The sequence below is a fragment of the Candidatus Binataceae bacterium genome, from assembly GCA_035508495.1.
GTDB lineage: Bacteria > Desulfobacterota > Binatia > Binatales > Binataceae > JASHPB01.
The window spans coordinates 33,126-58,743 of sequence record DATJMX010000019.1 but is presented as its reverse complement, the minus strand read 5'-3'; the positions used below and the strand labels follow the sequence as shown (position 1 = coordinate 58,743).

Sequence of the window (25,618 nt, the reverse complement as noted above, 5' to 3'; positions counted from 1 at the left end):
AAGACGGTTGGCGAGTTTCGCGAGTGGCTGCTCTCCGACGAGACTACGAGCGCCGAGATGGCGGGCGCCGGCCGCGGGATCACGGCTGAGATCGCGGCGGCCGTTGCCAAGCTGTGCACGAATCTCGATCTGATCACGCTCGGCGCGAAGGTTCGCGTCGTCACGCGCGCGCGCGCGACGATTGGCCTCGCGAGTAGGCTCTCAACGCGGCTTCAGCCGAACCATCCGCGCGACGAGCTCGACGGCGTCGCCGCGTCGATTTACGAGGGCCTCGCCTATGGCACGGGCGACGCGCTGATCGGAATCAATCCCGCGATCGACGAGCCCGACAACGTGCGCCGCCTGCTCGATCTCATGGCGTCGATAATCGAGCGCACCGAGGTGCCGGCGCAGAACTGCGTGCTCGCGCATATCACGACCCAGATGCGCGCGCTCGAATCGGGCGCCCCGATGGACATCATGTTCCAGAGCCTGGCCGGGACCGAGAAGGGCAACAAGGGCTTCGGTATCACAGTGCGGATGCTCGACGAAGGCTACAAGATGATGCGCGAGATGGGGAGGATGAACGCGCCCAACCTGATGTACTTCGAAACCGGGCAGGGCTCGGAGCTGTCGGCGGGCGCGCACGAGGGCGCGGACCAGGTAACGCTTGAAGCGCGATGCTACGGGCTCGCGCGGCGCTACGCTCCACTTTTGGTTAACACGGTGGTCGGATTTATCGGTCCCGAGTATCTTTACGACTCAAAACAGATCATCCGGGCCGGCCTCGAGGATCACATGATGGGCAAGCTGCTCGGCGTGCCGCTCGGCGCCGACGCCTGCTACACCAATCATGCGCGCGCCGATCAGAACGATTGCGAGAACCTGGCAACGCTGCTCGCCGCCGCCGGATGCAACTACTTCATGGCGGTGCCGATGGGCGACGACGTGATGCTCTCCTACCAGTGCACGAGCTTTCACGACGCGGCGGCGCTGCGGCAGGTGCTGAAGCTGCGCCCGGCGCCCGAGTTCGAGGCCTGGTGCGAGGACCGCGGCATCCTGAAGGACGGCCGCCTCACTCCGCGCGCCGGCGATCCGCAACTCGTAATCGACGGGGTCGTATGACGGCTTGGACAGACTGGTTAATGCCAGCGGTTTTCCCGGCGGTTGTGATTGTCATAGCTGCCGTCGTTCTCTGGCTGTATCGACGTATTAAGTACCGCCAAGAACGAGAATACTTGATCTCTGCTTTTGCAAAGCACAGCGGTATCTCCGAAACGGAGATGCGCAGAATCATGAACGACAAATCCAAACCAGGACCAGCCGCTTGATGGCGGACTTCGATCTCCTGCGCGCGACGACTCCGGCGCGGCTTGGTGTGGGGCGCGCTGGGCCACGCTATAAGACCGGCGCGATGTTGAAGTTGCGCGCCGATCATGCGCGAGCCGTTGATGCCGTGTTAACAGAAGTGCCGCGGGACTGGGCGAAGCGGCAGGGCTGGCCGGAGTTTTCGAGCCAGGTTGAATCGCGCGAGGAGTACCTGAGATTTCCCGAACGTGGCCGCCGCCTCGCCGATTCCGAGATCGCGCGGCTCAAGAAAATCGCGAAGAAGAAAGCCGCGCGCGACAAGCGCGCCTCGGTGCTGATTTTCGTTAGCGACGGGCTTTCGTCGTCGGCCGTGATTGCGCATTCGCCCGCGGTCGTGGCGGGACTCACGAAAGTACTCGGGGCGCGATGTCGATTGTTACCAACGATCTTTGTCCGCAACGCGCGCGTGCGAATCGAAGATCACCTGGGCGAGATCCTGAAGCCCGACGTCGTTTGCATGATCGTCGGCGAGCGTCCGGGATTGCTCACCGCCGAAAGCCTGAGCGCTTATGTCATCTATCGTCCGTCGCTGAAATCGATCGAGCCCGACCGCACGGTGATCTCGAACATTCATCCCGACGGGATCAAACCGGCTGACGGCTCGAAGAAAATCGCCGCGCTGATCGACGATATTCTCGAGCAGCGTGCCAGTGGCGCCCGCCTGGCCGCGCTTCACGGTGGCGAAATCCCCGCTTGATACGGACTGGCGTTCAGTCGCCGCAAAAAATAGGCTCGGACCAATAGTCATGTCAGATCGTGATGCGGTCCTGCGCGCGAATCGCGCCTTCTACGAAGCGTTCGAGAGCCTCGATACGGAGAAGATGGAGGCGGTGTGGCTGCGCGACCAGCGCATCATCTGCATCCATCCCGGCTGGCGCAAGCTCGCGGGCTGGGGCCCGGTCATGACGAGCTGGGAGCGGATTTTCGACAACGTATTCGAAATGAAGTTCGAGCTCGGCGAGGCCGACGTGCTGATCAGTGGCGATATCGCCGTGGTGATCGTCGAAGAAAACCTGACCCAACGCGGCTACGACGGTATCTCACGTTCGCAGGTGCTCACGACCAACGTCTTCGAGCGGGTCGGCAACTCGTGGTTCATCGTCTCGCATCACGGCTCGCCGATTCTCGCCCCGCCTGACGACGACCCGCCGATGCAGTAACATGCTGCGATCCCTGTTGATTGCCGCTATATCCGTTGCAATCGCAGGAGTGGCGCCGCGATGTTTTGCTCAGCCCGCCACTCCGCCGGCAGTGTCACAGGAGTCTTCGTTCGGCTCGGCAATACTCGATTACTTCGTCAACTGGTTTCCACGAGTCACTGAGGTTCAAGGCGAGCAGCCAGTCTGGGCGACGCCGATCGTAACTGTGACGCCGCGGCTCCTCGAGCAGGTGCGTTACGATCAACTGTTCGAGGCGCAGCGCAATGGCGGCGCGATCGACAACTTCGGCGACAATAAGGGCCTCGAACTGATTCCCTGGTACAACGTCGAAGTGCAGCTATGCATTCCGGCCTGGATTGCCCACAACGGCTCGGTCCCAAAGACGACCAATCGCCATCCGACGCAGGACGGCTGGGCGGACGAGACCTTTCTGCTGAAGTACCGTTTGTTTTCGGCTAACGAAGAGCACGGCAACTATATCGTGACCGCCTTCATGGGTTTCAGCGCGCCGACTGGCAACGATACCAGCAGCGCGGGGCATCCGCTGTTCACGCCGACGCTCGCATTCGGCAAGGGGCTGGGCAACTTCGATTTGCAGAGCACGGTGGGAGTGACCGTGCCCGACGGCGGCATCCGCCGCCTCGGCACGCCGGTCGCCTACAACACTGCGTTCCAATATTGCTTCAAGCGCTATTTGTGGCCTGAATTCGAAGTCAACTGTTCCTGGCCCAACGGTCAACACGGCGGCAAAGACCAGGTGTTCTTAACCCCTGGCATAGTCGTGGGCACGATCCCGCTCTATCAGCGCATCGGGGTCGCGCTCGGCGTCGGCTATCAGGTCGCCGTGACCAGCGCGCCGACGTACAACCATGCGTTAATCCTTTCCGGCCGAATCCCGTTCTAAATAAAGCTCCGAACCGCGGCAGTAGGCAGCACAATTCTGTTCAGCTGACGTATCTGCTAGTTTGCGCGGCATGGCAGACGAGCAACCGATCGCGCGTCCCCACGGAGGCCTCAATCGAACGCTGCGCGAGGCCTTCCTGTATATCGTGCTGATCACGGGCGCCGTCGGCGTCTATCTCGCGATTCATTCGTACGGCGAGAATATATCGATGCCGACGCGAGCCGCCGTGCAGCTCGGCCCGGTCGGCGGCCCTGCCGGCGGACATGATGCGGATGTGATGCTTCACGTCCTGATTGCGCTCGCTGTGGTGATCGCGGTCGCTCGTATGGGAGGGATGCTGTTTCGGCTGCTGCGCCAGCCGGCGGTGGTGGGCGAGATCGTGGCGGGAATTGCGCTCGGTCCCTCTTTGCTCGGACGCGTATGGCCGGAAGCTTCGGTATATATCCTGCCGCCGATGGTAGCGCCGTTTCTCGATGTGCTCGCGCAGCTTGGCATCATCCTTTACATGTTCCTGGTCGGATTGGAGCTCGATCCGAAGATGGTCGCGCGGCACGGACGCGCCGCCGTTACGATCTCGCATGCGAGTATCGTCACGCCGTTCCTGCTCGGCGCGGCGCTCGCGCTGGTGCTCTATCCGGATGTGGGTGCTTCGGGAATCCCGTTCACAGGTTTTTCGCTCTTCATGGGCGTCTCGATGTCGGTGACGGCGTTCCCGGTCCTCTCGCGAATCCTTGCCGATCTCGGCCTCAATAAGACCGAGCTCGGTATCACCGCGCTCACCTGTGCGGCGGTTGACGACGTGACTGCATGGTGTCTGCTCGCAGTGGTGGTCGGCGTGGTCGAGGCCAACGGCAGTCACAGCCTGATCACGATCGCAACTTCGCTCGCGTACATCGTTCTAATGGTCATGCTGGTGCGGCCGACAATCACGCGCTTTACGGCATGGCAGGAAGGCGCGGCTGGCCGGCTCACCCAGGGCATCATTGCGATCGTCTTCATTCTGCTGATGATGTCCGCGCTGACCACTGAGCTTATCGGAATCCACGCGATGTTTGGGGCCTTCGCGCTGGGTGCAATTATTCCGAGCGACAGCAAGCTCGCGCGTGAAATGACCGACCGGCTCGAAGATGTTCTAGTCGTGCTTCTCCTGCCGACCTTCTTCGCGCTCACCGGATTACGCACGCGGATCGGTCTCGTGAGCGGCCAGGAAGCATGGCTGCTGACGGGGCTTACGATCCTGGTGGCGTCGGTCGGAAAATTCGGCGGCAGTTTCGTCGCGGCGCGCTTCAACGGCATCGGATGGCGCGATGCGACGGCGCTCGGCGTCTTGATGAACACGCGCGGGATGGCGGAACTGATCGTGCTCAATATTGGGCTCCAGCTTCGAGTGATCAATCCGCGCGTATTTGCGATGCTGGTGGTCATGTCGCTGGTGACGACACTCGCGACGTCGCCGATTATTTTCCTGCTCAGGGGCAGCTTTGAGGCGCCGCCCGAGTCTCAGAGCGGTTCGCCGCGCTCGCTGCGCGAGCATCTGAATCTGCGGCGAGGGTCGCTCGGCAATCCTGCGTAAGACACAGGTCGCCCCACATCGAGCGCGGGGAAGGATAGTTCAATGCTGAAAAGAGTGGATCGCGTGCAGATCGCGGTTGCCGATCTCGAAGCGGCCGAGCGTGTCGCGGCGGATTTGTTCGGCGCCGAGCTCATTCGGCGCGATGATTTGAAGCTGCTCGGGGCGAAGCGCTCGACGCTGCAGGCCGGGTCGAGCCTGATCGAGATGCTCGAGCCGGACGGCGCCGGACGAATCGCCGACTTCGTCGCGAAATTCTCGGGCGGTCTCTACGGCGCAGGATTCTCGGTCGAAGACCTCGACGCAGCCGCGGATCACTTCCAAAAAATGGGAGCAGGTTTCAAACGCGAGGGCGGTCAGATCTTTCTCGATCGCAATGCGACGATGGGGCTCAACGCCGTCATCAGTCAACATCATGAGCGAGCGCCTGTCGGCGCTATCAAGTGGATATACGAGGTTACTAATCCCGTGTCCGATTGGCGCGCAGCGGCCGACCGGTACACGAGGCTCTTTGCGCTCGACGCGTCGAAGTTCTCGCCGATCGAAAGCAAAGAGTTCGGATATACCGGCACGCTGACGCTCTTCAATCCTCCGGCGCGGCTCGACCGTATCGAAATCGCGCAGATCACCAGCGATGAACTCGCGATGGGCCGGTTCCATCAGCGGCGCGGCGATTCTCTCTACATGTTCTTTATTGAGACAGATGACGTTGGTGCGATCGAGACACGGCTCAAGGAGCGCGGACTGCGATTCGCGTCGCATCGGCGCGACGACGCGGGTCTCGCCGAGATGTTTATCCATCCCACGGCATTCCTTGGCGTTCTAATCGGCGTCAGCCGGACCGAGCACGCCTGGACCTGGTCTGGCGATCCGGAGCGCGCGCGCCGCGCGGCAGAAAAGCTCGCTGCGGCCCGATAGAGTCCGACCTGGCCTCCGATATCTTCAACTTTCTCGCTTTGCCGGTAGTGGCAGAGCGGTTAAACAACCTCCTATACGCTATTGGCGCGTAAATTGAATTTATCTGGATGTTGTAGGAAATTGCTGCAGGCCGGAGAACCGGGAAGTATAGGTTTTGCCGCCCAAACGGGGACAACTTGAGCAAAAATTCAAAAAGCATCCGGTGTCGCGGATTTGGCGGCGCGCTCTTTTGTCTTCTCACCCTGCTAATCGCAACAACCGCATCGGCTCAAACAGCGCGGATCTCGGGTACGATTCCGACCGCGATTTCGGCGCTCCATTCCATTGGCCACGCGAATGCCAACCAGGCGATGGATTTGGAAATCCGCTTCGTGCCCCGCAACCAGGCGGCGCTCAAGGGGCTCCTCGCGGACCTGCAGAATCCGGCCTCACCGCGCTACCACAAATGGCTGACGCCGCAGGAGTTCCAGCAACAGTTCGGTCCGGATCCTGACGACCTGGCGGCGGCGCGTAATTGGCTGACATCGCAAGGATTTCAAATCACAGACGATGGCGCGCTGGAGCCGCGAATCAAATTTCGCGGCAATGTCGGTGCGATCGAGCAGGCATTCAATACGCAAATCCAACTCTTCGGCGATGGCAGCAAGTTCGCCAACGTCGTCGAGCCGCAAGTGCCAAAGGCGCTTGCGGATGCGGGGATGACGATACTCGGACTGAACAACGTCGCGACGCTGGTCCCGATGATGCGGCGCGGCGAGTCCGCAAATTCCACGACAGCGCTGCAGTCTTCGTCCAGTCCCACCGCTGAAGTTTCTGGCGGCTCACTCGGCGATCACTTCGCGCCGTCGGACTTCTACACGTTCTATGACGAGAACCCGCTGCTGCAATCGGGCATCGAGGGCGACGGCGCCAAAAACGATTGCGTCGGCATATTCGCGGCCTCGAACACATACACCGGCGTCGTCAACTCGTTCGATACCAAGTTCGGCCTGCCGGCCGTGGCGCTGACCCTAAGCTATATAACGACGAACCCGGGCACGTCGTCAGACTATGAGCTCGAGCTGCTGCTCGATATCGAATGGTCGCACGCAACCGCGCCGGGCGTACCGACCATCGCGTATGTTGGCAATTTCAATTCGGGCTCGGCAGCCACGATGTTCGCCGACGTGATCGCCAAGGCCGTCAGCGACAACAAGTGCGGCTCGATCGATATCAGCTACGGCCTGTGCGGGCAGTCATCGACGTATTACACGCAGACCCTCGACGGACTCTACGCGCAGGGCGCGGCACAGGGTCAATCGATCTTCGTATCGGCGGGTGACAGCGGCGTCGATAACTGCGATCTGCATCATGCGAATATCAACGAAGTCGCTGGAAGCACCAACGTAGTCGCGGTTGGCGGCACGGAGTTCTCGCCTAAGTACGACGGCGGCGGCAACGACATCGGTTCGACGATCGAAGAAGCCTGGAACGAGGACGCGATTCTGAACGAAATCGCCGCGACGGGCGGCGGTCCCAGCGCGTACTTTCCAAAGCCCCCATGGCAAACGAGCGTCAATACCGGCAGCAAGCGAACGATCCCGGACGTTGCAATGATGGCCGGCGTGACCTTGCCCGGCGTCTTCGTTATGGAAGATTCGAATGGCAACGGCACTGCGGCGCTGACTTACGTTGGCGGCACCAGCATCGGCGCGCCGGTATGGGCAGGTATCACACAGCTCTTGATCCAGCGGCTTGGCGAGCGACTCGGCAATCTCAATCCGACGATCTACGTCGCCGCGGCCGCGTCCGAGGTAGCCGCGGGTTTCCGCGACGTGACCACCGGCAATGATACCGGTAACAATGTGACGGGATTCTCAGCTGGAGTGGGATACGACGAGACCACGGGCTGGGGCAGCGTCGATATCGCTAACTTCGTGATGTCGTATCCGGGCGGACCGTCATCGAGCGCAACGCCGACAAGGACGCCTACTCCGACCGCCACAGCGACGCCAACGCGAACGGCCACGCCGACCGCAACCGGAACAAGCACTCCCACGCCTACGGCAACGCCCGCCGCTACACTGTCCGCCAGCCCAACGACGCTCAGCTTCGGCTCGATCCGGCACGAGACTCGCAAATCCGCCACCGTGTCGATTCAGAATACGGCGCCGGTGGGAGGCCAGGCGATAACAATCTCGAAAATGACCGTCGCGACTACCGCACCGTTTGTTCTGGCCAGCACGACGTGCGGCACGCAACTCGCCGCCTCGAAGAGTTGCTCGATCACGGTCTCCTTCCGACCGATCATCGCCCGTTCCTATACGGATACCCTGACGATTCAGAGCAACGCTAAGAACAGCAGCTTGGTCGTCGACATTAGCGGAAGAAGCATCTGATCATTCGCGGCCAGCCCTATCCCTAGGCCGAAAAAGAAAGCGGGCGATCTCATCGATCGCCCGCTTATCATTTCACCGAAGATCGAGAACTACTTCTTTTCTTTCATCGCACCGACCAGGATCGCGGCAAGCTCGGGCCGGGTGAATTCGGGCGGCGGCGCCTGTCCCGCGCGCAGCATCTCGCGCACCTTGGTGCCCGACAGCAGCAAACGATCTTCGTCGGCATGCGGGCAGGTCTTGTATGACGCCATCGAGAGGCACTTGCGGCACCAGAATGTGTTCTCGAACATCAGCGGCGTGATGCCGAGCTCTTCGGGCTTGAAGTTGTCGAAGATTTTCTGCGCGTCGTAAGTGCCGTAGTAGTTGCCGACGCCCGCATGATCGCGGCCCACGATAAAATGCGTGCAGCCGTAGTTGCGGCGCGCGATCGCGTGCAGGATCGCCTCGCGCGGGCCGCCGTAGCGCATATGCGCCGGGAATACGCCGAGCATCGCTCGATTCTTCGGATAGTAATACTCGAGCAGGATCTCGTAGGTCTCCATCCGAACCGTGGCCGGAACATCGTCGCCCTTGGTCTCGCCGACGAGTGGATGGATCATCAGACCGTCGCAGATTTCGAGCGCGGCCTTCTGGATATACTCGTGTGCGCGATGGGTGGGGTTGCGCGTCTGGAACGCAACGATCTTGCGCCATCCGAGCTCGCGGAACTTGGCGCGCGTCTGGCGCGGCTCGCGCGGGAACTCTAGGAAGGTGCGGCCCGGAATCTCGTCGATCACCGTGACGCGCCCCGCCAGACAGTATGGCGGCATCGAGGTGACGTTCTTCGCCCCCGGATGCGCATCCTCGCTCACGCCGAAAATTTTCTCGGCTTCCTTGACCCGATCGACTTTGTAAATTTCAGCAAGCTTGAGAATCGCGAGCGGCTTTCCGCTTGCCGATACGAGGGCAACGTCGGTGCCGACTTTCAGCGACGAGGCCTTGGCCTCGTCGACGCCAAGCGTGATCGGAATCGACCACGGAATACCGGACGCCAGCCGCATCTCGTCGCGCGAGCGGGTATAGTCAGCTGCGCCCATGAAACCGGTGAGCGGAGAAAACGCGCCCGTCGAGAGCATCTCGAGATCGGCAAGATCGCGCGCGTTGAGCGTTACGGTCGGGAGCTTCGCGGCATGGGCCCGCAGCGCAGCGCGCTCGGACTCGGGTGCGACCAGGTCAACCAGCTCGCCGCCGCCGTGGGCAGTAATAGCGTCATCGCGCACGCTCATCGGCCTGCTCCAGCGCGGACATGGCCGAGCTCTTCGAGACGGCCGAGCAGCTTGGCCAGACTGTCGTCGATCGACTCGACGCTGCTATCGACCACGAGCTCGGGTTTGAGCGGCTCCTCGTATGGATCCGACACGCCAGTAAAGCCTTTGATCTCGCCGGCTATCGCCTTCTTGTAGAGGCCCTTCACGTCGCGCTCGACCAGCACGTCCAGTGGGCACTTCACGAAGACCTCGAAGAAGCGTTCGTGCTGGCGGCGTACCTCGTCGCGCACGGAGCGGTAAGGGGAAATCGCGGCTGAAATCGCGATCACACCGTTGCGCGCCAGCAGATGGCAGACCCAGCCGATGCGCCGGATGTTGGTGTCGCGGTCTTCCTTGGAAAAGCCGAGGCCCTTGGAGAGGTTCTGGCGGACCTCGTCGCCGTCGAGGATTTCCACGCGATGGCCGCGCTCACGGAGTTCATTGGCAACGAGATTGGCAAGGGTGGATTTTCCCGACCCGGACAGGCCGGTAAACCACAAAGTAAAGCCCTGATCCATTGAGTTTTCTCAGACTCCCTGAAAATAGATTACTTGGTTGGTCTCAGAAGTTATATAATTCCGTCGCGGCAGTAAAGCCAACGAGCGTTAGCCGTATCTCGCACCGACGTCTGATCCCCCTTCCCGCACGGGAAGGGAAGTTTGTTTCGCTGAACGCTTTGCGAGCGTCCGGCAGTTTGCTCTTTCTTTAGAACTCAGGTTCGCTAGCTTCCGGTCCTTCGAAGTTTGTTTCCCCGCTCTGGTTGTTAGGGCTCCGCGATTTGCCCTTTTTAGTCCCCTTCTTTCAGCCGGATGAAATTGTCCTTGGAGCTACGGATTGAAGCCTATGAGTGGCCAATAAAAGTGAATCATCAGGTTAAGGCCGATCCAAGCGCTTAGGATCATCAATGCACCGGGAAGCACTAGGTCGCGGGTTCGCAGGTAACCGGATGAGTACGCTAATGCGTTAGCGGGGGTTCCGACCGGTAGAATGAACGTCAGACCCGCAGGAATCGCGACCGTGAGGGTGATTGCGCGCGCGTCGATCGCAAATCGTTTCGCGAGTCCGAGGCCCACTGGCAGTAGCGCAGCGACCACCGCGGAATGGCTGAGCGCCTCGCCCAGGAGCTCAGCCGTCAGCCCGAGGATCGCGATCATCAGCGTCTGGGACTTCATACGGCCGAGCGTCGAGCTTGCGAGATATCCCGCTGCCCCAGTTTTTTGCAGCGCGGAGCCGACCGCGATCGCACCGCCGTACATCAAGATGATTCCCCAGTTGACGTATTCCTCGACCTCGCGCCACGAGAGCAGATTGAAGGCAAAGAGTGCGACCACGGCGAGAATCGCGATACTGGCGTAGCCGAGCGCCTGGCTGCCGACGAGCCACGCGATCACCGTGACTCCGAGAATCGCCGCGACCATCCTTTCATCGAAGGTGATTCGTCCAAGACGCGCCGCGTGCTCCGACAACTCGCCGATACTGCGATCGATCGAATCGACATCGGCGGGAAAAAAGTAGGACAGTATGATGTAGCCCGCGACCATCAGCCACGCGACGAGCGGCAGCGTCGCGGCCGACCACATCGTGAAAGAAATTCGCTGCCCCGTCGATTCGCTCAGGATCGCGAGCGCGAGCGGTGCCCGCGCACCGCCCAGCAGCGTCGCGATTCCACCGGTGTTGGTGCCCCACGCCATCGCGAGGAACATCGCGGTCGCGTAGCGCGATTGCCCCGGCTTCAGCTCCATCGTGCGCACCATGTCGAACACGATGGGGAACACCATCGCTGCGACCGCATGCTCCGGCACGACGAAAGACATCAGCGAGCTCAGCATGAAGATCGATGCGACCAAAGATTTCGGCGTGCGGCCGAAGCGGCGGAAGATATTGAGCGCGACGCGGCGGCCGAGCCCGCGATGATTCACTGCCGCGGCCAGCATGAACGCCGCGAGCACGAAGAAGATCGCCTCGTTACCGAAGAGCGCGTAGGCCTTGCGCGCAGGCAGCACGCCCGCGAGCGGCAGCAGCACAATTACGAGCAGGCTCGTGACCATCAGCGGCAGCGCGCCGGTGATCCAGTAGATAACTGCGAGCGCGAACACGGCGAGCGCCGCCTCGGCGTCTTGGCCGAGGCCCGGCGGCGGCTGCGCACGCATCAGGAGCAGGAACACGATCGCGCCGCCGACCAGGATCAGCGGGCGGATACTGCGCGAGAGCAGGACGACGGCGATCGGCCGCGTATCGACGACGACTTCGCCGAGCTCGTGCGGAACCGGCGGCTCGCTCAATTCGGGCGAAGGCTGATGCGCGCTCACAATTGCGAGGAGTCGAACGACGCCCTGACGCGGCGCACCCGCAGCCGCCGACGCATCCGCGCCAGCGACCGCGTCGTCATCGCGCCCAGCCTGGAGCTGCCGAGATGATGCAGCATCGGAAGCTGCGGCGCGTCGGCGAGCAGTTGGCGTGCATCGAGCGGGGTGAAGGAAGTTGAAATGTCGCGAATCCAGTTGAGTGAGATATTGGCGCGGTTGACCGCTTCGAATGTCTTCGTCGCGATCCCGGCGGCCTGTTCGGAATCGAGCGCGGCCGCTCCAGGAGCCGATACGCCGAAGAGTGGGATCACGCCCATCGCGGCGAGCTTCGCTGCCACGGTCTCGAGCGCCGCGGGCGTGCCGAGGTCGAGCATCAGCTCGCTCCAGATCGCACCGCTGGGAAAGACCGAAGTCGCGTGACGGAGCGCGTCGAGATAGCGATCGAAGCCGATGAAACTCGCGCGGCCGGGAAAGCGCGCGCGCATCGTCTCGGCGTCGGGAGCCTCGAGGCTGTAGCACACCGCATCAACGCCAGAAGCATAGGCGAAATCGATCGCGCGGTGGTCGGCCGGGGGATGCATCGTGACGGCGACGATGGTGTCGAAGTGGCGATGGATCGCGTCGAGGTAAGGAACCAGCTCGCGGACTCCGCCGTCGTCAGCCGCGAAATGGCCGAGCACGACATGCACGAACTCGGCATCGCCTTCATCGAACGCGGCGCGGAGCGCATCGACGACTTCTTCGATTGGCCAGACTTCGCCTGCGGCCTCGGTGAGCTCGCGGCCACGGCACAGCGCGCAGGTGCGGCCCGCGGATGCGAGGCTGCATCCGCCGCGCAGTATCACCGTCGCGTAGGTTCCGCACATCGCGGCAATTTTGCCGAGTTCGATTCCGCGCGCGTTCCTGCGTGCCGCATAGGCGGGAGGCGCTGCGCGGCGCACGCCGATCTCCGCGCCGAGTCCGCTTATCAATTCGGCGCCGTCGCGCTCGACGTACCGCAGAGGCGATGCGGGATTGACCCGCGCGGCAGCCCACACTTCGCCATCGAGCGCGAATTCGAGACTCTCCGCGCGGGAGTCGGCGGCCACCCCGTTGAGCGCAAGCACGAGCTTGAGCAGAGCGGGATTATCTGCGGACAGCTTTTGCATTGCGCGCGTTCCGCTCGCCGGTCGCGTCCGAGGGGTCGGGCTGAAACAGGTTGAGATGAATCGCCATCGCGGCCGGCGATGCGTAGACGTCGTCCGCACCCGCGGCAATCAATTGGTCGCGCGCCGAGGCGGTGGAAGCGATTCCATGAAACCGAACGCCGGCGGCGTGCGCGGCCTTCAGGTCGTCGGCGCTGTCACCCGCGAATGCGCAGTCGGCTGCGGCGACGCCAAGCTCCTGCACTGCGAGCTCGACCGTTACGGGCGCGGGCTTCATCGCAAGCAATCTGTCACGTCCGGCGATCACAGCGACGAGACTACGCGCTTGATGCAAACCTAGCCATCGCTCGATCGTGCGCGAGGAATTGGAAGTTACGATGGCGACGCGGGGGCCGCACTCGGCAAGTGATGTGAGCAACTCCAGGGCGCCTTCGAGCGGCGGGGCCCGATCGACGCCCGCAAGTTCGAATTTTTCGATAATTTCCGAGGCACGCGCGGCGGTCGCCGGATGCGCGTCGGCAAAGCGCACGCGGTAAGCCTCGTAAAGCGGTATCGCTCCGCTCGGAACCTGGGCGAAGAGATCGTCAGGCGCGCCTTCTGCGCGCAGATAGGACTCCAGCTCGCGGCGCGCGCCCTTCCAGTCAACCTCGGGCCGCAACACGGCCAGAGTGTTGTCGAAATCGAACAGCCACGCGCGCGCTGACGAAGATTTCCTAGTCGCCATCGCGATCGTCCGCTGCGTCGAGCATTCGCAGGTGGGCAACGCCTCGATCGCGCGCGAGCGAGTAGCGAAGCTGTCGAACTCGATCAGCGATGCGTTCCGCGTCTGCGCCGCGAGGAGCGTGAATACTTCAGCAGTGGCGATCATCGCAGCAAAGTCGGCCGTGTCGCCGCGCGAGATGAACGACGTCAGCATGTCAGCGCATCGTGGGCACGGCGGCGGCGACGGCAATATCGCGATCCGCGCCGGCTCATCGAGCCGCGCAACGATCATTGGGTAATCGCGATTGGCATCGGAGATCGCAATGAAGGTGTTCATCGCGGCATCGCTCCCGATCAGTCCGAACAAAATATCCGCCCCTGTCTCATACTGCCGTTCTATACCCTCTCCCTGACTTTCTGTTCCCTCTCCCTGACCAGGGAGAGGGTATTTCCCGCCGCGTTCGCGCTCGCCACCATTTTCCGGGCTACCCTCACCCGGCGCGCGCCGGGCGCGCGCCGACCTCTCCCTGGTCAGGGCGCGGGATTCGGAGGGGGAGCGCTTCGAGAGTGATACGTCGGGATTGAGATTATGCATCCGTTCGAGAAGAGAGCTGGCCACATCGCTAACCACGACGATCTTGCCGATGCCGGCGCCTGCCAGATAAGCGAGTGGTGCTTCGATGTCTCTCGCGTCGCCGCAAATCATTAGCCGTGACGCGAGCAGGCGCTCCTGCGCGAGGCCGCCGATGCCCGGCACGATTATCTGACGGCTGTAGCGCTCGATTTGCCGGTCGCTGAGCGGCATCGCATCGCGCACGCGCGTGTTGCGCGGGCGTCCCTCTTACTCGATGACGTTTTTTTCGATTGGCTCCACGGTCACGCCGGTGGCGCGAAGCCATGTCAGCGCGCGTTCGATCTGGTCGCGGGCGCCTTCGAACTCGACCGCGACCAAGCCCATCTCCTCGGAGACGCTCGCGCCGCGGATGTTGAAGACGAGGTCAAACTTCTTCACCAGGTGATAGAGGATCGGCTCCTTTATCAGGGCGCGCGGATAACTCAGGTAGTAGCGTTCGTGGACGCGTTCCATTTGCTCATCACTTGTTCGAGCTTTTCGGGGCGCCATTCGCGCCATCCGATCCAGAGGTTGGTGGAAAGATAACGGTCGCCGAAATCGGGAAAGATGATGACGATCGTGCCCTCGCGAATTGTCTGCGCAACGCGCAACGCCGCGAGCAGCGCGGCCCCCGAAGATTGGCCGACCAGCACGCCCTCGGTCTGTCCCAACACGTAGACCATGTCGTAGGACTCTTCGGTGCCGACGAACATCACCTCGTCGAGCTGCTCTTCGTGGAAGATCGCAGGGACGATCGAGCTCGCGATATGCTTCAGACCTTCGAGTCCGTGCATCGCATCGTCGGGCTCGACGCCGATCACCTTGACGGCAGGGTTTTGCGTCTTCAGGTAACGCCCGGTTCCCATCACGGTGCCGCTGGTGCCGATACATGCGATGAAGTGCGTTACCTGTCCGCCGGTCTGATGCCAGATCTCGGGGCCGGTGGTTTCGAAGTGGGCGAGGGCGTTCGCCTCATTGTTGTACTGATCAGGCTTGAAGTAGCGCCCGGGCTCGGCGGCGATAATCTGGCGGCACTTGATAATCGCGCCGTCGGAGCTTTCGAGCGGGTCGGAGAAATGGATCTTCGCGCCGAAGGCCTGGATGATTTTCTTGCGCTCCCGGCTTACGTTCTCCGCCATCACCAGCTCGACCGGGTAACCCAGCGCCGAGCCCAGCATCGCAAGGGCGATCCCGGTGTTGCCCGAGGTCGAATCTATAATCACCTTGCCAGGCTTGAGTTTGCCGTCGCGAATCCCAACCTCGAGCATCTTGCGCGCGGCGCGATCTTTGACCGAGCCGCCGGGGTTGAAGCCTTCGAGCTTGGCGAAAATCCGCACGCCGGGCGGAATGAGGCCCCGCGTCGCGCGCTTGATCTCGAGCAGCGGCGTGTTGCCGATTAGCTCAAGTACGCTAACCGCGCGACTCGTCGGCACGAACTCGCTGTTAGCGTCCGCCGGCGATTGCAGGGACGATTGAGATATCGTCGCCATCCTTGACCTTCGAGTTGAGCGCATCGAGAAAGCGGATGTCGTCGCCGTTGAGATAGATATTGACGAAGCGGCGCAGGTCGCCCTTCTCGTCGAGCAGGCGCTCGCTGATTCCGGGATGACGCCGTTCGAGATCCTCGATCACGGTTTTTACCGACACGCCATCGGCGGGAACTTCATCGACGCCGGCGGTGAATCTTCTAAGCGGGGTAGGGACGCGAACCCGAACTGCCATAGGCCAAACAATCCTCCTGACTGGTAAATCTGAGACTTATGCTTCGCGCATTATGCAGACAAGGCGCGCTCAGGCCGCGCCCTGAACCTCGCGCCGTCCGCCGAGGCGCTCGAACAGCGCGTCGAAATCCTTGAGCCGCGCTTCGATCACTGCGGGCTGCTGAATCGCGTTTGCAACCGCCTCGAGCGTCTTGTAGCCGTTGCCGGTTATCGAGACTACGACGGTTTCGTCGGGCTTGATGCGGCCCTGCTTCAAGAGCTTGAGCGTCACGGCGAGCGTAGTGCCGCCGGCGGGCTCGGCGAAGATACCCTCGGTGCGCGCGAGCAGCTTGATCGCATCGATAATCTCGGCATCGGTCGCGACGTCGCCCCATCCGCCTGACTCACGCACCGCGCGCAGCACGTAGTAGCCGTCAGCGGGATTGCCGATCGCGATCGACTTCGCGATCGTGTCGGGCTTCACCGGCGTGATGAGGTCAGTGCCTTTGTGCAGCGCATGAATGACGGGCGCGGAGCCGGCGGCCTGCGCCGAGTGAATCTTGAAATCGCCGCCCTTGACGAGGCCGACTTCCTTTAACTCTTTGAAGGCTTTCGCGACCTTGGGAAGAATCGTGCCGCCCGCGGTCGGAACGACGATATGATCGGGCAGGCGCCAGCCGAGCTGCTCCGCCACTTCGAAGCCGAAGGTCTTGGCGCCCTCGGTATAGTACGGCCGCAGGTTGATATTGACGAAGGCCCATCCGTACTTGTCGGCGATCTCGCTGCACAGGCGATTCACATCGTCGTAGTTGCCGCGAATCGTGATCACCTGAGCGCCGTAGATCGACGAGCCGACGATCTTTCCGCTCTCAACCCCCTCGGGCATGAAGATGTAGCAATTGAGACCCGCGCGCGCGGCATGGGCGGCGACCGCGGTCGCGAGGTTGCCGGTCGAGGCGCACGATACGGTCTTGAAGCCGAATTCGAGCGCCTTCGAGATCGCAACCGACACGACGCGGTCCTTGTACGAGAGCGTCGGATGATTGACGGTGTCGTCCTTGACGTAGAGATTCTTGAGCCCGAGCTCCTTGCCGAGCCGCGTCATTTTGACGAGCGGCGTGAAACCCGAATGCGGTCCAATTTTGGGGTCACTCTCCACGGGCAGCAGCTCGCGATAGCGCCAAAGGTTATGCGGGCGCTTCTCGATCACCGAGCGCGTGAGCGCGGCGCGAATCTTGGCGTAGTCGTAGGTGACTTCGAGCGGACCGAAGCAAGTCTCGCAGACGTGCACCGGACTGATTGGATAATCCTGCCCGCACTCCCGGCACTTGAGGTTAATGACGTAGCTCATCGTGTTCCTTTCTCTCCCGCTCTGATCCTTTGGCAACGGCGCCGCACGCACATCCAGGGCGCGCACTTAAAGAAATGATCCGAACGCGCGGAGCCGCGGCTCCGTCGTAAGTCAGAATTTTTCCAGCCAGCATCGGTTCGATCCCGCGCGACACTCGAAGTGCCTCGCGCGCCTGGATTTCGCCGATCGCGCTCGCGATCGGTCCGATAATCCCCGCGTCGCGGCAAGTCGCGATCTCAACCTCGGACGGCGGCTCTTCGAAGATACATCGAAGGCATGCCGTCGCGCCGGGAATGATCGTCATCGCCTGCCCCGTCATCCCGATCACGCCTGCATAAACAAATGGTACGCCGAGCGCGAGGCAGACATCGTTAATCAGAAACTTGGCGAGCGGACTGTCAGTCGCATCGATCACGAAGGTGTGCGCAACGATCAGATCGCGCGCGTTCGATGCGTCGAGCGCGATAGCGCGCGCATCGATCTCGGTCCCCGGGAATCGCCCGCGCAGAAAATCCCGCGCGGCTTCCGCTTTGGGACGGCCGATATCACTCGTTGTGTAAATCACCTGGCGCGGCAGATTCGACAACTCGATCGGATCGGGATCGATAATCGTGATTGACGCCGCGCCATCGCGGGCGAGCGCCCACGCGGCCGGAACTCCCAACCCGCCAGCGCCAACGATCAATATTTTCCCAAGCGTCATCGTTTCAACGTCGTGTGCCGCCGAACGCGCCCGAACGTCGTTCCCGATCCGCTAACTGCTAAGACGAGGGTTATTCACTCTCGCCTTATCTTCCAGGAATCCCTCAAATGGGCTCCTGCAGGAGTTAGCACCTGCACCCGGGACGGGTCGGTTGCTGCGGCATCGTCGGGCCAGTCCCTCCGCCGCTCTCGATAAGGCAACACTACGGACCAACCAGACTTATACAGAGCGCCCCGTCTGTCAACGGCTCGCAAAGGCGATGGCATGTCGATTGCGTCGATCTCAGGGTATGACGATCGACGAAGCGATTCGGCGAGTGCTGCAAGGAGTAGGATTGATGCCCGAAAAGGAAACTGTCGAGCGAGCAAAGGAAGACGCGCGCGAGGGGAAATCAGCGTCGACGCAAGCCGGCGAGTTCGTGCGGGAGGAAATTCATCACATTCGGAAGGGAAAACACGGGGCACGTTCCGCTGAACAGGCGATCGCGATCGGGCTTTCGAAAGCGCGCCGCGCCGGCGTGAGGCTCGAAACGCCTAAATCGACCAACTCCACGGCGAGCACGCGACACAAGGCGGAGCTGGATAGCGCGAGCGCGAAGCATCCGCATAAGCCGGCGCGCAAACGTTCGCGCGCAACCGAGGGAGCGCTCAAGCGCAAGGGCAAGGCGGCGGTATCGAAGAAGGCGCTCAGCCGCCAAGCTCGTTCAGCTTCAAAGATGGGTGGACGAAAACAACGAGTCAGCGCGGCAAAGAAGGTGGTGCGGACGAGAAAATCGCGCGCGTGATAGCAACGAATTGTTGAGCTATCGACGCGGTAAGATTTTCGCGATTCAGGCCCGATCGCGGATCGAGAACACTGGCTCTTAGCTGCCGCGTCGATGGCATATCCGATGCTTCTAGCAAATGGAGGCACGTCTTATGGACACGTGCAAAATCCTTGAACGCCTCATCGCGGTGGACATAGATAGCGAGAAACGTTTTCGTCACGCGGCCGGCGATGTCGAGCGCGCCAACTTCGAGCACTTCCTTAATCAGCAGGCCGAGCAGCGCCATCGTTTCGTGCGCGAGCTCCAGGCCGTTCAGGAAGGCCTGGGTTTCAAGTCCACCGACAGCGGCACGCTCGCGGGGTTCATCGATCGCGAGGCGTTGGACCTCAGCGTCGCGATGAGCAAGGGCGACACGGGCGTCCTCGAATGGTGCCGGCGCGACGACGAGGAGATTATCGGCGAGTACGAAAAGGCGCTTGACGAGAAGCCGCCCGCGGAATTGCGCAACCTGATCGAGCGTCAGCTCCATGACATCCGCGCCGCGGTGATAACGGAATCGGATGTGCTACGTCTCTTCGGCGGTCCGCACTCCTAATCGTCGCGCAGCGCCCAGGTCTTTATCAGGTGATGCGCAATTGCGATCGGCGGCGGGACCATCACGCCGTTGATGCGCTTGCCGGCAATGAGCTGACGGGCGGCGGAACGCTCGATCCATCGCACTTCCGCTAACTCCGTGTCATCGGCCTTGGCTTCGCGCTTTTCGGCCTTGGCGAAGCATCCGATCATGAGCGACGACGGAAATGGCCACGGCTGCGTCGCGTAGTAGCTCACCTCGCCGACTTTGATGTTAGCTTCTTCCATCAGCTCGCGACGCACCGCCTCTTCGATTGTTTCGCCCGGTTCGATAAATCCCGCGAGTGCCGAGAACATGCCCTGCGGGAATTGCTTGCCGCGTCCGACGAGGCATTCGTCGCCGTACGTCGCGAGCATGATCACTACAGGGTCGGTACGCGGAAAATGCTCGGCCTTGCACTTATCGCATAAGCGCCTATAGCCGGCGTCCATCAGCTTGGTGGGGGCGCCGCAGTTCGGACAGAACCCGTGGCGCTGATGCCAATCGACCATCGCCTTGGCCTGCGCGATAAGCGCCGCATGCGGGATCGATACAATAGACGCGGCCATCCGCGCATCGCGAAAATATCCCTTGCCCGTGAGCGGTCCGGAAGTTGTCGGATCGTTCGACGATGAAATGTCGAGCGCGAACATCGCGCGCTCGCGATTATCGAGACCGAGGAACACACAGATCGCATTGTCACTTGCGAGCGAGTCGGCGATGTCAGGCTTCAGCAGGCCGAGCGCGGTCGGATTGTCCGCATCGTCGGCCTCGACGATCAGCGGCTGCAGCTTCCAGAGCGGCAGCACGAGAGACGACGGATCGCGCCGCTTCGCGGTGAGCCATTCGGTGTCGAGGCGCTTTTCACTCGCGCGATTGAGCGGATTACCGGTAAACGGAATCATTCAGCTTCTCCAGGCAAAGGGCCTCGCCGACGAGACCATCATAGTCTCGCCAAACTAGCCCTAAATCCCGCCAGAATGCACGCGCGATCGCGCGTGGCTCTACTGAATCAGCAGCTCCGCGGTCTGCACGCCGTTGAGTGCGGCGCCTTTGCGCAGCTGATCGCCGACGACCCAGAAGTTCAGCGCGTTGGCGCAACTGATATCGTCGCGGATTCGGCCGACGTAACAGTCGTCCTGTCCCTCGACCATGATCGGCATCGGATACTGGTTGTGCGCCGGATCGTCGTACAGACGCAGCCCCGGGAAGCGCTCGAACGCCGCGCGCGCTCCCGCGGTGCCGACGGGACGCTCGGTCTCGGCATTGACCGAGATCGAGTGCGCGGTGAAGACCGGCACGCGGACCGTGGTTGCCGAGATCGCGAGGTTGGGCAGGGCGAGGATCTTGCGCACCTCGTTGGTGAGCTTCATTTCCTCGCCCGTGTAGCCGCCCTCGGTGAACTTGTCGATATGCGGAATCACGTTGAACGCGATCTGATGCTGAAAAAATTCGACCTTGAGCTTTTCGCCGCGCGCCCATGCGAGGGTCTGCTGACGCAGCTCGTCGATTCCGTTGACGCCCGCGCCCGACACGGCCTGGAAGCTGGTGGCGATCACGCGCTTGAGTCCGCCCGCATCGTGCAACGGCTTCAGCGGCATCACGGTGACGATCGTCGTGCAGTTGGGGCATGAGATGATGCCCTTGTGATTCTTCGCGGCGGCGCCGTTGATCTCGGGCACGACGAGCGGAACGTCGGGGTTCATCCGGAACGCGCTCGACTTGTCGATCACGATCGTGCCGGCTTTCACTGCCGCCGGCGCGAACGCGCGCGACTGATCGCCGCCCGCGGAGAAGAACGCCAGCTCGATTCCCTTGAAGCTCTCCGTCGTGAGTTCCTTGACCGGGATTTGCTCGCCCTTGTACGTGACCGTCTTGCCAACGGAGCGTTTGGAGGCGAGCGCGGTCAATTCGCGCACGGGGAAGTTGCGCTGTTCGAGAATCCTGAGCACGGTCTGCCCGACCGCGCCGGTGGCGCCGACTACGGCGATTTTCTGTCCGGAAGCCATTGCGCGATTTTAGACGCAACAGCGTCGCGAGTGAATCTCTACTGCTTGGCTATGATTAGCTGCGACGGCATCGGGCCGCTGACGGGTTTGAATTCGATGTCGTGCCAGCCGCCGCTCTCGAGAATTTTTCTATATTCGCTCAGCGTGTATGTATCGCCCTCGTGCGTCCAGATTAGCATCGTCAATGCGAACGCGAGCGCGAACTGGTTTTTCTCGCGCGATTCATCGGGGATCATGTCGACCATCGCGAGGTGGGCGCCGGGTGCGGCCGCATCGTGAAGGCGGCGCGACAGCTCGATGCATTTGTCGGGGCTGAAGTGATGGTAGATGTTCACGGCCATGACGAGATCGTAGCCGCTGCCGAGGTCGTCGTTGAAAACGTCTGCGGGGCGAAATTCCACGCGATCAGCGACGCCCGCCTGGCGCGCGTTTAGCTCGGCGACCTTGAGCACCTTTGCCCAATCGACTGAGGTGAGGCGCGCCTCGGGGAATTTCTTGAGCACACTGATGCCGTAGAATCCCGAGCCGCACGCGATATCGAGGACGCGCCTGGGACCCGCCGTGCCGAAGATCGGTGCGAGTGTGTCGGCGATGATCGGACCGGTCATCTGCGCCATCAGGCGCGAGCCGCGCGCGAAATCTTCCCAGAACGGATTGTCAGCCGCCTCAGCCGAGCCAGTTTCGATCAAAGTATGTCCCGCCTTGACGACATCGGACAGCCGCGCGAGCTCGTTCCACAACGTTCGGCTGCCTGTGATCGCCATCATGCCGCCCATGTAGCCCGGCGAGCCTTTCACTAGCATCGCGGAGACCGCGGCAGGCAGTTCATAGCGACCGCCGGATTTGCGCAGCATCCCGAACGAGACGAGCGCGTTGCACAGGATACGCATCGAGCGCAGCGGCGTGCCTTTTTTCCCGGCGAGCTTTTCGGCGGTATCGAGGCCGTGTGCGATATGCGTGAAGAGCTCCAGGTCAACCGCAGCTTTCAACGCGGCACTCGCGGTGTGTCCCTGCGCAATCGCCATTACGGTATCGGGCAGATCGCCCGCGATTTTTTCCGGTGCCATTAAAGTGCTCCGTCGGTCAGATGCGGTTAAGGAGCCAGTCCGATGTCAGATTGAAGATTTCGTCGTCGGCTTCGGTGAGGCGATGGCTCGCGCCGTGGATGATCCTGATCGTCTTGGGCTCCTGCGCGCGTTCGTAGATCGCCTCGGAGCTCGCGGGCGGCAGAATCTCGTCAGCATCGCCGTGGATCAACAGCAGCGGACGTGGTGCGAGCTCGCTCGCGACGTGCGCGCCTGCGAGCTGGCTCGACAATGCGATCACCGTCGTGACGGCGGGGCTGATCGTGCCAGCGTTGATCGCGACCGCGCCGCCGAAGGAATGACCGATCGTCGCGATTTGGCGATGGCCGAGGCGGCCGAGCACTGCGATGCCGGCCATCGTGTCGAGCACGCAATCGCCGAACTCGTTGGGCATGCGGTAGTCGATACGCGCGATCGAGACGCCGCGCCGCGGCATCTCGAGACCGAGCCGTGGATAGAGAAAGGCAGGGCCGTCGAGGCCGCCGATCGCACCCGAGACGCAAATCGCCGCGCGCTGCGGCTCCGCCGCCGCATGCAGGATCATCGGAATCGTGCCGCGGGTGGTATGAATCGAGAGCTGCTGCACACCGGCGATTTCGTAGCCCTTCTCGACGCTGACGATTCGAAGATCGAGTCCTTCGCTCATACCGCGACACGCCTCGGATTTTGAAATCCCTCTCGCTGGCCGGGGAGAGGGCAAGGGTGAGGGTTGTCTGGATCGCGAATGGCCGCGCGCGTGTGGATGCGAGCTGCATCCGGGCAACCCTCACCCGGCGCGCGCATCGCGCGCGCCGACCTCTCCCTGGTCAGGGAGAGGGAATCAGAAAAAGGGCGCTCGCGTCTGGAATGGCGCTCGCATGATGTTGAGATGATCGTCACTGTTGGCTAGCGCTCGATCGAGGTTGGTTCCTCGAACGATGGATCCGTGCCGAGCATTCGCATGCCGTAGCGGACCATCGAAGCCAGATGCTCGACGCGAGTCAGAAGCTCCGGTTGCTCGCGGGGAGCCGCGTCGGCGAGCATTCTTGCTGCGTTGGCGAGGTTCTCACGCAGGATTTGCAGCGCTTGCTCGAGGCTCGCGCGCTCGGGTGCCCGAGCGCGGCGGCGTGCGCGCTGAATCTCGGCGAATGAAATTATCTCAGCCATTCGAGGCAGCCGGAGCCGCGATTATCGCGCATCGAGGGCGTCGCGGCCAAGCCGGAAAACGTCAGCGTAATTTCTTGCCGGCAGAGCGCTTGGCTTCGAGCGTGGCGTGACCACCTTCGCCGGCCCACCGCATCTGGCGCGCGATTCCGCTCAGCACGTCGACCTCCCTCGCGCTCAGGCCGCTGCGGCCGAAGATCGCGCGCAAGGTGAACATGATGTGCTCCGGGTTGTCGTCGGGTAGAAAACCGATTGCGAGCAGCGCGTCGCGCATCCGATCGAGCATCGCATCCACTTCGACCGCCGATGCGAATGTCTGCTCCTCTTGCCGAGCCTCACCTGGCGACGCCATCGCCATCGCAAGCTCGTACGCAACAATTCCCACTGCCTGCGCGAGGTTGAGCGAACGATACTCAGGCGCAGTCGGAATCGTGATCAGGCGTTGGCAAAATTTCAGCTCCTCGTTGGTGAGGCCGTGATCCTCGGCGCCGAAGATGATCGCGACTCGGTTCGATGCCGCCAGCTTCACCAGCTCGGGCGCGACGTCGCGCAAAGGCTCGGCAGCCTCGCGATACGGCCCGGAACGGCATGTCGTGCCCACGGTCAGCGTGCAATCCGCCAGCGCGGGCGCCAGGTCCGGCCAGGTGATTGCGCTGGCGAGAACATCCTTGGCATGCACCGCCATCGCAGTCGCATGTCCGCCGTGCCTGGGCGTCGGCGCGACGAGCCGCAGATCGGAGAAGCCCAAGTTCTTGAGCACCCGCGCCGCTGCACCGATATTCCCCGCCGACTGAGGCCGGCATAACACGAATGCGAAGTCGAAAGATCTTGATTTGTCCATGCCTGTCAACTTGCGTTGCTTAATAGAGAGGGAAATTGGTAACAGAAATCACCTAAAGTTCTAGTTGCGAGGGGGGAATCCTGTGCAATTCTGCACCAAGTGTGGCCACAAGGTACATGAAACTGCTCGGGCTTGCCCGGGGTGCGGCGTAGCGCGCACGCCAACGGCTGCTCCGGCACTGGAGTCGGCGGCACCATCGTGCGTTGGGTTCGCGCCACTGGCTAGTCTGCTTCCAGAATGTTCGCTAAATTTCGTAGCGAACTGCTGGCCAGGCGCATGAAATTCGTTTCGATTGGCGACATTCATATGGCGACGCGCAACCTCGAGCGGATGGGCGAGGTGCTGCGCGATTGCGATCTCATGATCCTGGCGGGTGATCTGACGAATTTCGGCGGCGCCGCGGATAGCGGAAAGGTACTCGCCGAGGCGCGGCGGGCGTGCCCTAACCTGCTCGCGGTGCCGGGAAATCTCGATCAGCGCGAGACTTTTGCGTTTCTTGAAAACGAGAAGGTTGCGATTCACGGAAAGGGGATCGTCCTCGATGGCGTCGCGCTCTTCGGATGCGGTGGGTCGAACATCTCGCCGTTCAACACGCCAACGGAATTCACCGAAGATGAAATCTACGCGACGCTCGCACAGGGCTACGCCCAGGTCGCCGACCTTCGGCCTCTCGTGATGATCTGTCATGCGCCGCCATTCGAGACCAAATGCGATCGCCTGATGAACGGCACTCCTGTCGGCAGCAAGGCGGCGCGCCGCTTTATCGAGGAAGTGAAGCCGGACATCTGTATATCGGGACATATTCATGAGTCGGCCGCCGAAGACGCGATCGGACCGACGAAGATTTTCAATGCGGGCCCGTTCAAGGGCGGCGGCTATGTGGTCGTGCGGGCCGAGGGCCGGCGGCTTGACGCGAGGCTCGAATTTCTTTGACGTGCCTGGGCTGTCGCGCGCCGGACAATCGCTCCAGGTTTATGCCGGCAAGATCGCAAATGGCTGGCCGCTGATCATTCGGCACATGTTCCGGCTCCTTTGGCGCTTTCGCCCTTCGATGCGGCGGGCACCCAAGTAGGCCGGT

The 25,618-nt window shown here is 62.0% G+C and carries 26 protein-coding genes and 1 riboswitch; of the genes, 10 read left to right on the top strand and 16 right to left on the bottom strand.

The annotated features are described in order from the left end of the window. From VMA09_06230 to VMA09_06200, 7 genes are all read left to right on the top strand, one after another. The coding region (locus VMA09_06230) for an ethanolamine ammonia-lyase subunit EutB (protein ID HUA33184.1) at window positions 1-1,104 on the top strand (1,104 nt) is incomplete at its 5' end. A gap of 109 nt (window positions 1,105-1,213) precedes the next feature. Beyond that, on the top strand, window positions 1,214-2,044 hold the full coding sequence (gene eutC / locus VMA09_06225; GenBank protein HUA33183.1) for an ethanolamine ammonia-lyase subunit EutC: 831 nt from the start codon (window positions 1,214-1,216) through the stop codon (window positions 2,042-2,044). Window positions 2,045-2,093: 49 nt separating this feature from the next. Continuing rightward, window positions 2,094-2,507 (top strand): nuclear transport factor 2 family protein, encoded by a 414-nt coding sequence (locus VMA09_06220; protein HUA33182.1) that lies wholly within the window; start codon window positions 2,094-2,096, stop codon window positions 2,505-2,507. Between the two features lie 91 nt (window positions 2,508-2,598). After that, entirely contained in the window at window positions 2,599-3,411 is an 813-nt protein-coding gene (locus VMA09_06215) for a hypothetical protein (protein ID HUA33181.1), read from the top strand. A gap of 70 nt (window positions 3,412-3,481) precedes the next feature. Beyond that, window positions 3,482-4,984 carry a cation:proton antiporter gene (locus VMA09_06210; GenBank protein ID HUA33180.1) on the top strand — a complete coding sequence of 501 codons (1,503 nt, stop codon included), beginning with the start codon at window positions 3,482-3,484 and terminating at the stop codon, window positions 4,982-4,984. A 42-nt stretch (window positions 4,985-5,026) separates the two neighbouring features. Further along, a complete protein-coding gene (locus tag VMA09_06205; GenBank protein HUA33179.1) occupies window positions 5,027-5,899 on the top strand; it encodes a VOC family protein in 873 nt (290 codons plus the stop codon). A 176-nt stretch (window positions 5,900-6,075) separates the two neighbouring features. Further along, window positions 6,076-8,277 carry a protease pro-enzyme activation domain-containing protein gene (locus VMA09_06200; GenBank protein HUA33178.1) on the top strand — a complete coding sequence of 734 codons (2,202 nt, stop codon included), beginning with the start codon at window positions 6,076-6,078 and terminating at the stop codon, window positions 8,275-8,277. Between the two features lie 89 nt (window positions 8,278-8,366). Here the strand turns inward: VMA09_06200 and sat are convergent, their stop codons facing one another. The 10 genes from sat to VMA09_06150 all read right to left on the bottom strand — a co-directional run bounded on the left by sat (window position 8,367) and on the right by VMA09_06150 (window position 18,083). Continuing rightward, window positions 8,367-9,542 carry a sulfate adenylyltransferase gene (gene sat, locus VMA09_06195; protein ID HUA33177.1) on the bottom strand — a complete coding sequence of 392 codons (1,176 nt, stop codon included), beginning with the start codon at window positions 9,540-9,542 and terminating at the stop codon, window positions 8,367-8,369. Continuing rightward, the gene (gene cysC, locus VMA09_06190) at window positions 9,539-10,081 is read right to left on the bottom strand and encodes an adenylyl-sulfate kinase (GenBank protein ID HUA33176.1); all 543 of its coding nucleotides are present in this window, start codon (window positions 10,079-10,081) and stop codon (window positions 9,539-9,541) included. The genes sat and cysC overlap by 4 nt, the downstream gene beginning before the upstream one ends. Before the next feature lie 309 nt (window positions 10,082-10,390). Beyond that, window positions 10,391-11,872, bottom strand: coding sequence for a DASS family sodium-coupled anion symporter (locus tag VMA09_06185; GenBank protein HUA33175.1), 1,482 nt, complete (start codon window positions 11,870-11,872; stop codon window positions 10,391-10,393). Further along, window positions 11,869-13,017 carry a radical SAM protein gene (locus VMA09_06180; GenBank protein HUA33174.1) on the bottom strand — a complete coding sequence of 383 codons (1,149 nt, stop codon included), beginning with the start codon at window positions 13,015-13,017 and terminating at the stop codon, window positions 11,869-11,871. Before VMA09_06180 ends, VMA09_06185 begins: the two co-directional genes overlap by 4 nt. Beyond that, a complete protein-coding gene (locus tag VMA09_06175; protein ID HUA33173.1) occupies window positions 12,995-14,053 on the bottom strand; it encodes an HAD family hydrolase in 1,059 nt (352 codons plus the stop codon). The genes VMA09_06180 and VMA09_06175 overlap by 23 nt, the downstream gene beginning before the upstream one ends. 504 nt (window positions 14,054-14,557) lie before the next feature. After that, entirely contained in the window at window positions 14,558-14,803 is a 246-nt protein-coding gene (locus tag VMA09_06170; GenBank protein ID HUA33172.1) for an NIL domain-containing protein, read from the bottom strand. Then, on the bottom strand, window positions 14,773-15,819 hold the full coding sequence (locus VMA09_06165) for a PLP-dependent cysteine synthase family protein (GenBank protein HUA33171.1): 1,047 nt from the start codon (window positions 15,817-15,819) through the stop codon (window positions 14,773-14,775). Before VMA09_06165 ends, VMA09_06170 begins: the two co-directional genes overlap by 31 nt. Further along, the gene (locus VMA09_06160; protein HUA33170.1) at window positions 15,773-16,051 is read right to left on the bottom strand and encodes a MoaD/ThiS family protein; all 279 of its coding nucleotides are present in this window, start codon (window positions 16,049-16,051) and stop codon (window positions 15,773-15,775) included. The genes VMA09_06165 and VMA09_06160 overlap by 47 nt, the downstream gene beginning before the upstream one ends. A gap of 69 nt (window positions 16,052-16,120) precedes the next feature. Next, window positions 16,121-17,380 carry a threonine synthase gene (locus tag VMA09_06155; protein HUA33169.1) on the bottom strand — a complete coding sequence of 420 codons (1,260 nt, stop codon included), beginning with the start codon at window positions 17,378-17,380 and terminating at the stop codon, window positions 16,121-16,123. Continuing rightward, complete coding sequence (locus VMA09_06150; protein ID HUA33168.1) at window positions 17,364-18,083, bottom strand: HesA/MoeB/ThiF family protein; 720 nt, start codon at window positions 18,081-18,083, stop codon at window positions 17,364-17,366. The genes VMA09_06155 and VMA09_06150 overlap by 17 nt, the downstream gene beginning before the upstream one ends. Before the next feature lie 82 nt (window positions 18,084-18,165). Continuing rightward, window positions 18,166-18,281, bottom strand: a riboswitch (SAM riboswitch). Window positions 18,282-18,420: 139 nt separating this feature from the next. Between VMA09_06150 and VMA09_06145 the strand changes: the two genes are divergently transcribed. Together VMA09_06145 and VMA09_06140 are read left to right on the top strand one after the other, a co-directional pair. After that, window positions 18,421-18,867 carry a hypothetical protein gene (locus tag VMA09_06145; GenBank protein HUA33167.1) on the top strand — a complete coding sequence of 149 codons (447 nt, stop codon included), beginning with the start codon at window positions 18,421-18,423 and terminating at the stop codon, window positions 18,865-18,867. Window positions 18,868-19,000: 133 nt separating this feature from the next. After that, complete coding sequence (locus tag VMA09_06140) at window positions 19,001-19,444, top strand: PA2169 family four-helix-bundle protein (protein ID HUA33166.1); 444 nt, start codon at window positions 19,001-19,003, stop codon at window positions 19,442-19,444. Here the strand turns inward: VMA09_06140 and nudC are convergent. The 6 genes from nudC to VMA09_06110 form a co-directional block, all read right to left on the bottom strand. Then, entirely contained in the window at window positions 19,441-20,367 is a 927-nt protein-coding gene (gene nudC / locus VMA09_06135; GenBank protein ID HUA33165.1) for an NAD(+) diphosphatase, read from the bottom strand. The genes VMA09_06140 and nudC overlap by 4 nt on opposite strands. 99 nt (window positions 20,368-20,466) lie before the next feature. Beyond that, the gene (locus VMA09_06130) at window positions 20,467-21,471 is read right to left on the bottom strand and encodes an aspartate-semialdehyde dehydrogenase (GenBank protein HUA33164.1); all 1,005 of its coding nucleotides are present in this window, start codon (window positions 21,469-21,471) and stop codon (window positions 20,467-20,469) included. 38 nt (window positions 21,472-21,509) lie between these two features. Next, a complete protein-coding gene (locus VMA09_06125; protein ID HUA33163.1) occupies window positions 21,510-22,538 on the bottom strand; it encodes a methyltransferase in 1,029 nt (342 codons plus the stop codon). A gap of 16 nt (window positions 22,539-22,554) precedes the next feature. Next, complete coding sequence (locus VMA09_06120; GenBank protein HUA33162.1) at window positions 22,555-23,202, bottom strand: alpha/beta hydrolase; 648 nt, start codon at window positions 23,200-23,202, stop codon at window positions 22,555-22,557. A 239-nt stretch (window positions 23,203-23,441) separates the two neighbouring features. Next, window positions 23,442-23,702, bottom strand: coding sequence for a hypothetical protein (locus tag VMA09_06115; protein HUA33161.1), 261 nt, complete (start codon window positions 23,700-23,702; stop codon window positions 23,442-23,444). Window positions 23,703-23,763: 61 nt separating this feature from the next. Next, entirely contained in the window at window positions 23,764-24,540 is a 777-nt protein-coding gene (locus tag VMA09_06110; GenBank protein ID HUA33160.1) for an RNA methyltransferase, read from the bottom strand. Between the two features lie 237 nt (window positions 24,541-24,777). On the opposite strand from VMA09_06110, the gene VMA09_06105 reads away from it, so the two are divergent. Then, window positions 24,778-25,473 (top strand): metallophosphoesterase, encoded by a 696-nt coding sequence (locus tag VMA09_06105; protein ID HUA33159.1) that lies wholly within the window; start codon window positions 24,778-24,780, stop codon window positions 25,471-25,473. The last annotated feature ends 145 nt before the right edge of the window (window positions 25,474-25,618 follow it).